Below are 7,161 nucleotides of genomic sequence, written 5' to 3'. Positions count from 1 at the left end.
AATAACACCATAAAACATTTGGAATATCAATCTCCATAATGGCATATAAAAGCTTGTAAATAGGTCATTAATGACACTTTTCAAGAATGATTTATGCGAATTTATGAATTGCACAAATATTGACGAACGCTTAAAAACTGTGTAGTATTGAGAATGTAAGTAGGGTATGACCTTCTGTCCACTTTTAGGTTGGTCTCTCGTACTTATCCGGCGTGCGTAGGAAGAGCGCACCCATGATCGCTTGCGAGCAAGTTTTCTGCGAAAAAGCTTGCAGAGCATCCTGAGCATGAAACTGTAAGAAACGAAATTGACCAAGTATCTCCTGACTTCGATGACGAAGTGTCAATTGTGCGACGAGCAGCTACCTCGTCATGCGGCACACGTTTTCAGCCATGGCAAAGGATTTGTCCTTCGGACCAAACAGCGATCGGACATTGGCAACGGGCGGAAATTTCCGCCCCCTTTAGAAGAAAGGAGAGAGGTCAGTTGGGAAGCTTTGCAACAGATTTTGTGGTAGCGATTACATCAGTATGGCATGACAGCGGCATGATCGCTTTTTCCCTGGGTCATGGCCTGATGATTTTTGTCGGCATCTTATTGCTGTACATGGCATTTGTCAAAGAGTATGAACCTTTACTCTTAGGACCGATCGCCTTCGGCTGTATTTTGGCGAACTTACCGAAAAACGGTTTTGAAGAAGGGGTTTTTGCACTTATCAGCGCGGGCATTCATTATGAAATTTTTCCGCCACTTATTTTTATGGGGGTTGGCGCGATGACGGACTTCGGTCCGCTGCTCGCGAATCCCAAAACGCTTCTTTTAGGAGCGGCCGCACAGATCGGCGTGTTTGTCGCGCTCGGGGGCGCCATGTTCCTGGGCTTTACGGCACCGCAGGCGGCGGCCATCGGTATTATCGGCGGAGCGGACGGCCCGACATCGATTTACCTCGCTTCCAAACTCGCACCGGAACTCTTGGGCGCGATCGCGGTAGCGGCGTATTCGTACATGTCGTTGGTTCCTTTGATCCAGCCGCCGATTATGAAATTGTTCACCACGAAAAAACAGCGGAAAATTGTCATGGGCCAGCTGCGTCATGTGACGCATTTTGAAAAGGTAGTATTTCCGATCGCCGCGACGATTCTGATTTCGTTGATTTTGCCCTCGATCACGGCATTGCTCGGCATGCTGATGTTCGGTAACCTGATCAACGAGTCGGGCGTTACGCATCGTTTGTCGGATACGGCGCAGAACGCGTTGATGAATACGGTTACGATTTTCCTCGCGCTCGGTACCGGTATCACGATGTCGGCCGAAAGTTTCCTGAACGTGCAAACGCTGGAAATTATCGGTCTCGGCTTGGTGGCCTTTATCGGCGGCACGGCGGCCGGTGTACTTTTCGGCCAGTTAATGACGATGTTGGATGGCGGCAAGACCAATCCGCTGATCGGCTCGGCGGGCGTATCGGCTGTACCGATGGCGGCGCGCGTATCGCAGGTGGTCGGTTCGAAGGCGAATCCGTCGAACTTCCTTCTGATGCACGCGATGGGACCGAACGTAGCCGGTGTTATCGGCACGGCGGTCGCGGCCGGCACGATGCTTGCCATGTTGCAAGCCATGCAATAAACTTTTTTCCCACTTACTTTCTTGCCCGAACCACTTACCTACTTTTCAAATGTTACAGTTGTTATAGGAAGAAGGTATTGATTTGAGTCCTGCTATTATTACTCTTTGCGTCCTGGGCGTCGTCGCGGTGCTGTTCATTACCGAACTGATTCCGCTCGCGATTACTTCCATGGGCGGATCGATTGCGCTGGGTTTGTTAGGCGTTATTTCTGAAAAACAAATTTTCTCGGGTCTTTCGAACTCGACGGTTGTTTTGTTCGCCGGCATGTTCGTTATCGGTGCGGCGTTGTTCCATACCGGTATGGCGCAAAAAATCGGTGAAAGCGTTGTCCGCATGGCGGGCACGGGTGAAACGCGCCTGATGGGCGGCGTTATGCTCGTTACGATTATCATGAGTGCGGTATTGTCCAACACCGGTACGGCCGCATCTTTGATTCCGGTAGTTACCGGCATCTGCGCGGCGGCGAAATTGAAAGGCTCGCGCTTCCTGATGCCGATGGCGATCGCCGCGAACGTCGGCGGTACGCTCACCATGGTCGGTACGCCGCCGAATATTATCGTTACCGGCGCATTGGCCAACGCGGGCTTGCCGACATTCGGCTTCTTCGAATTTGCCTGGATGGGTATTCCGCTTTCGCTCGCCACCATCGCGTTCACGCTGACGGTCGGCAAACGTTTGCTGCCTTCGCATGAACTGGATGCGGAAGTCGAAGTGGAACAGGAAGTCGATCCGTCGACCGTCAACCACAGCAAATCGAAGCAGATGATTTCGCTCTTGATTTTGATCGGTGTTGTACTGACGATGGTCTTCTCCAAACAGCTCGGCGTTTCGCTGACGACCGCGGCCGTAATCGGCGCGCTGGTGGCCGTCTTGACCGGATGTATGACAGAAAAACAGGCGTATGCCTCGATTGACTGGGTAACGATTTTCCTCTTCGCCGGCATGATGCCGATCGCGACTGCTTTGGATAAATCGGGTGCCGGCAAATTGATTGCCGATACTGTTGTCGGCTGGCTCGGCGACAGCCCGAACCCGCTCGTTATCGCGGCGGTTATGTACCTCTTGAGCAACATTATGACGCAGTTTATGAACAACACGGCGACGGCGGCGCTCTTGGCACCGCTCGGCATTTCGATGGCGCAATCCTTGCATGCGGATCCGAAAGCCGTCTTGGTCGCGATCGCGATCGCCGCTTCCGCCGCCTTTGCGACGCCGGTTGCGACACCGCCGAACACCTTGGTTCTCGGACCGGGCCAATACAGCTTCAACGATTACCTGAAAGTCGGTATTCCGCTCTGTATTGTCGGCTTCGTCGTTTCGATGATTGTGATTCCTATCGTTTGGCCGTTCTTCCCGTGAGCTGCTGAATGATATAAAAAAAGACCTCTGCGGAGGTCTTTTTTTATGTGCCGCCTACGCTTCGAACGATAGCGGTGACGGCCATGCAGGTGAGGATGCCCATGGCGGTAGGAAGCAATGTGGCAAGCATTGTCCAACGCCAGCTTTTCGTTTCATTTTGAATCGTGAGCAGGGTCGTGCCGCAGGGCCAATGCATCAGTGAAAATAAAATCACGCACAGGGCGGTGAGCCAGGTCCAACCGTGGTCAAGCAAAAGCGTTTTCAAGGTGGAGAGATTATCGATGTCGAGCAAAGCGCCTTCGGCGAGATAAATCATAATCATACAGGGGAAAACGATTTCGTTCGCCGGCAGGCCTAAAATAAACGCGGTCAAAATCGTGCCGTCCAGCCCCATGAGGTAGCCCAGCGGCTCCAACGCGTTCACCATGTGTCGGACTAAGCTGACGCCATGATATTGCAGATTGGCCAAACACCAAATCACCAGCCCGGCCGGCGCCGCGACGCTGACGGCGCGCCACAGTACAAAGAGCGTTCGATCCAAGAGCGAGCGCACGATGACGGTGCCGATCTGCGGTCGGCGAAACGGCGGCAGCTCGAGCGTGAACGAGGAGGGAATTCCCTTCAGCGCGGTCATGGAAAGCAGCTTGGAAGCCACCAGCGTGGCGACGACACCGACAACAATGACCATGGCGAGCAAAAAGGCGGCTCCCAGCGAATCTAAAAGCCCGCCCGATGTCCCGATCCAAAACATGGAAATCATCGCGATTATCGTCGGAAAACGGCCGTTACAGGGAACGAAATTGTTCGTGAGGATGGCAATCAGTTGCTCACGCGGCGAATCGATAATCCGACAGCCGGTCACACCCGCCGCGTTGCAACCGAAGCCCATGCACATCGTGAGAGCCTGTTTGCCGCAGGCTTTACAGTATTGAAAGCAACGGTCTAAGTTATACGCGACACGCGGCAAATAACCGAGGTCTTCGAGTAAGGTGAAAAGCGGGAAAAAGATCGCCATCGGCGGCAACATCACGGAAACCACCCAGGCCATGACACGATATACGCCGAATAAAAGCGGACCGTAGATCGCCTCGGATACGCCCAGCGCGATGGCGCGGTCGACTAACCAATCCTGACCGGCGAAAAGAATCTGCGCGAGAATTTCGGAAGGATAGTTGGAACCGGTAATCGTCAGCCAAAAGACGCCTAAAAGCAAAAGAAACATAATGGCAAATCCGGTATACGGACCGGTGAAGTATTGATCGAGTTTGCGATCCCGTTGCGCGTAATGCGGGTTGTGAAAGGTCACGACATCTTGACTGATGGCTTCCGCGCGACGAATGAAACTTTCGCTGATCGCGTCCCGCAGTTCCTCTTGCGGATATCCGGCCAGCACCAAATCCCGTTGCGCCGCGGTGAGCGCCTGCGCGATGGCGGGAATTTTGTATAAATTGATGCCGAGGTACCGTTCCATCGCCTGCGACATGCCGGCGGCGCGCTCCAAAAGACGTATGGCGAGCCAGCGCGGGCTGACTTTGTGGCCGACATACGGAACGAGTTCGGGTTCCAGCTTGGCAATCGCCGCTTCAATGGCTTCGGGATACGCGTGTTTTTGCGGTTGCCGGCAGGCAATGTGACGCTGTTTGACCGTGGCGATCAAATCGTCAAGACCCGTCTTGGAGCGGGCCGCCGTACCGATGACGGGAACGCCCAGACGACTTGCCAGTTGCGCCAAGTCGACAGAAATTTCTTTTTTTGCCGCTTCGTCCAGTAAATTCACGCAGACGACCACCTGCGGCGTGGTCTCCATAATTTGCAACACAAGATTCAAATTGCGTTCCAACGCGGTCGCGTCACACACGGCGATCACGCAGGCCGGTTGTTCAAAACAGATGTAATCGCGGGCGACTTCCTCTTCTTCGGAATGCGCTAAAAGAGAATAGCAGCCGGGCAGATCGACAAGCTCCAGTCGGCCGTCGGCATCTTCGTAGTAACCGTGCGCCGTCTCCACCGTTTTACCGGGCCAATTTCCGGTGTGCTGATTTAATCCGGTCAAGGCGTTGAAAACGGTGCTTTTGCCGACATTCGGATTGCCGGCAAGAGCAATCGCAGGGGTCATCTTAATCACTCCTTACAGTAACATGGCGGCTGTCGGTCTCGCGAATCGCGATCACGGTGCCGCGCACCGCAAATGCTTTGGGGTCGCCGAGCGGGCTGACGCCGATGCAAGTGACAGGCGTGCCATCGATCAGTCCCAAATCCTGCAAACGACGTTTCATGTTCGTTTGCGCAAGTCCCGTGACGATAGCGGTATCGCCCGGGCGCAAGTCAGCTAATGTCATACCTTCCCCCCCAAAAAATTCTATATGTAAATACAAAATATATAAATACAATGATGTCCTGCGTATAAAGCACAGGAGCGGACAGAAAAATACTCGGCAGCCGAAGTCGCTACCGGGATCATCCGGTCGACGGACACGAAAAAACAACAGAGAAAACAGCGTAATGAAAAGCAAGGATCCGATGCCGCTATAAGCCTGCCATCGGAACAACGCATCCGCAGGCAAAACCATTCGGTGATGGTGATAGATAAAGATTACATTTTGAGTTTCATTATCAATGTAATGGCATTATAACATACTTATCCTTTTTGAGGAAGGATCAAAGGTTTTTCCCATACGCGGTAAAACACTACTGTGTGGAAAATTCAGCGTGATCGTAAGGTGCTAAAAAATGCATAATCTATAAACAATTATATGCTACAATATATACTATACAATGTAAACCGACATAAAAAATTCGCCATCAAAAAAATATATATTTTTAGTGCTAAATATAAAAGTTAGCGCGGAAAGGAAATCATGGACACCGAGTATTATCGTAATTTTATGGCGATGGTGGACGCGGGCAATATGACCAACGCTGCGGAATATCTGCATATTACGCAACCGACGTTGAGTAAGCAGCTGCAGCTTTTGGAAAAACGGTTCGAAACAAAACTGGTCGTTGTCGCGCGCGGCCGCCGCCGCTTGCACCTGACGGAAGCCGGGGAAATCTTCTATCAGCGTGCAAAAGAGATTTGTGCTTTGGAGGACTTGGCGGACGATGAAATGGCAACCGCCACGCAGGAAGTGCGCGGCACGTTACGTTTCAGCATTTCGCCGGGACGGTCTCCGCGCTTTATCCAACGGGTGCTGGCGGGGTTTCACAAGGAGTATCCTCATGTGCGCTTTGAACTGAAAGAAGGCATTACAAGTGTACAGCAAGAAGATCTTCTCGCCGGCGAGACGGATCTCGGCGTATGCCATACGATGTTTGCACCGCCGGAGCAGTTTGAATTTTTATTTACCAGCGCCGAATCATTGACCGTTGTCGGCGCAAAAGATTTATTGCGCCAGGTGCCGAAGCAGGGGGCGAGCTTTGCCGATTTACGCGGCATGGCGATTGCCGCGTCAGGCAGCGCGGCCGCCATTTTGCGACAGGAAATCGGCGACGTACAGACGCTTTTTCAATTGGTGGCCGTCTGTACGACAAAGGCATCAGCGCTGGCTTGGGCGCGCACAGAAAATATAGCGGCGCTCATTCCGGCGGAGGCGGAGGAAGAATTTTGGCCGGGGCTGGACTCCCGACGTTTGAGCGGTATTATGTTGAAAAAAGCGATCGTACGTCCGCGCAATCGACCGCTTTCGCACACCGCACAAGTGTTTTTACATTACTACGCAAGCGTCTTGGCGGCGGAAAAAAAGGCGGAAGAAACCGCCGCTTCTGCGCTTGCCAATGCGGTTAGTACTTCGGTCCGCGAGTCGGTCTGAGATTTGATATAAAAAAATAACGGCGTCATGACGCCGTTATTTTTATGGGCAGATTACTCGAGCGGGCAGGCCCGAGTGTTTTAAGCGGAGAAAAAAGAGTATGTCAACAATGCGCGACCGGGAATGCATTGTGGTAGTAAAGCGCATCCGCGGTCGCCAGCCGTTTTTTTGCGAGGTAGCGCCACACGCCTTGCAATGAAAATACTTCTTTGCGCGCCAAACGCGGTGCTACCATCACGGAACTTTCCGCTACTTCGGTATTCAGACCGGTAGCCGCCGCCAAACGATGGTTCGCGTAATGCTGCCAAAATCTCGACATAAAATCATCTCCTTTCCCTTCCTTAACGGAATTTTCTATTTACAGGATAC

Annotated in this window: 6 protein-coding genes; 3 read left to right on the top strand and 3 right to left on the bottom strand. The window is 52.5% G+C overall.

Annotated elements, in window-relative coordinates:
- Window positions 1-546: 546 nt before the first annotated feature.
- Both RDN69_RS05380 and RDN69_RS05375 read left to right on the top strand, forming a co-directional pair.
- Window positions 547-1,623 (top strand): sodium ion-translocating decarboxylase subunit beta, encoded by a 1,077-nt coding sequence (locus RDN69_RS05380; protein ID WP_159822900.1) that lies wholly within the window; start codon window positions 547-549, stop codon window positions 1,621-1,623.
- An 82-nt stretch (window positions 1,624-1,705) separates the two neighbouring features.
- Window positions 1,706-2,983: an SLC13 family permease gene (locus RDN69_RS05375; protein WP_159822482.1), complete on the top strand. Its 1,278-nt coding sequence runs from the start codon at window positions 1,706-1,708 to the stop codon at window positions 2,981-2,983.
- A gap of 43 nt (window positions 2,984-3,026) precedes the next feature.
- Here RDN69_RS05375 and feoB read toward each other — a convergent pair whose 3' ends face one another.
- Together feoB and RDN69_RS05365 are read right to left on the bottom strand one after the other, a co-directional pair.
- A complete protein-coding gene (feoB, locus tag RDN69_RS05370) occupies window positions 3,027-5,099 on the bottom strand; it encodes a ferrous iron transport protein B (RefSeq protein WP_273259352.1) in 2,073 nt (690 codons plus the stop codon).
- A 1-nt stretch (window position 5,100) separates the two neighbouring features.
- Window positions 5,101-5,322 carry a FeoA family protein gene (locus RDN69_RS05365; RefSeq protein WP_034436836.1) on the bottom strand — a complete coding sequence of 74 codons (222 nt, stop codon included), beginning with the start codon at window positions 5,320-5,322 and terminating at the stop codon, window positions 5,101-5,103.
- 519 nt (window positions 5,323-5,841) lie between these two features.
- Here RDN69_RS05365 and RDN69_RS05360 point away from each other — a divergent pair.
- Window positions 5,842-6,792: a LysR family transcriptional regulator gene (locus RDN69_RS05360; protein WP_024048455.1), complete on the top strand. Its 951-nt coding sequence runs from the start codon at window positions 5,842-5,844 to the stop codon at window positions 6,790-6,792.
- Window positions 6,793-6,895: 103 nt separating this feature from the next.
- Here RDN69_RS05360 and RDN69_RS05355 read toward each other — a convergent pair whose 3' ends face one another.
- Complete coding sequence (locus tag RDN69_RS05355) at window positions 6,896-7,111, bottom strand: hypothetical protein (protein WP_024048456.1); 216 nt, start codon at window positions 7,109-7,111, stop codon at window positions 6,896-6,898.
- Window positions 7,112-7,161 lie beyond the last annotated feature (50 nt).

Source organism: uncultured Negativicoccus sp. (assembly GCF_902480485.1).
Lineage (GTDB): Bacteria > Bacillota > Negativicutes > Veillonellales > Negativicoccaceae > Negativicoccus > Negativicoccus succinicivorans.
This window is presented reverse-complemented; position numbering and strand designations above follow the sequence as displayed.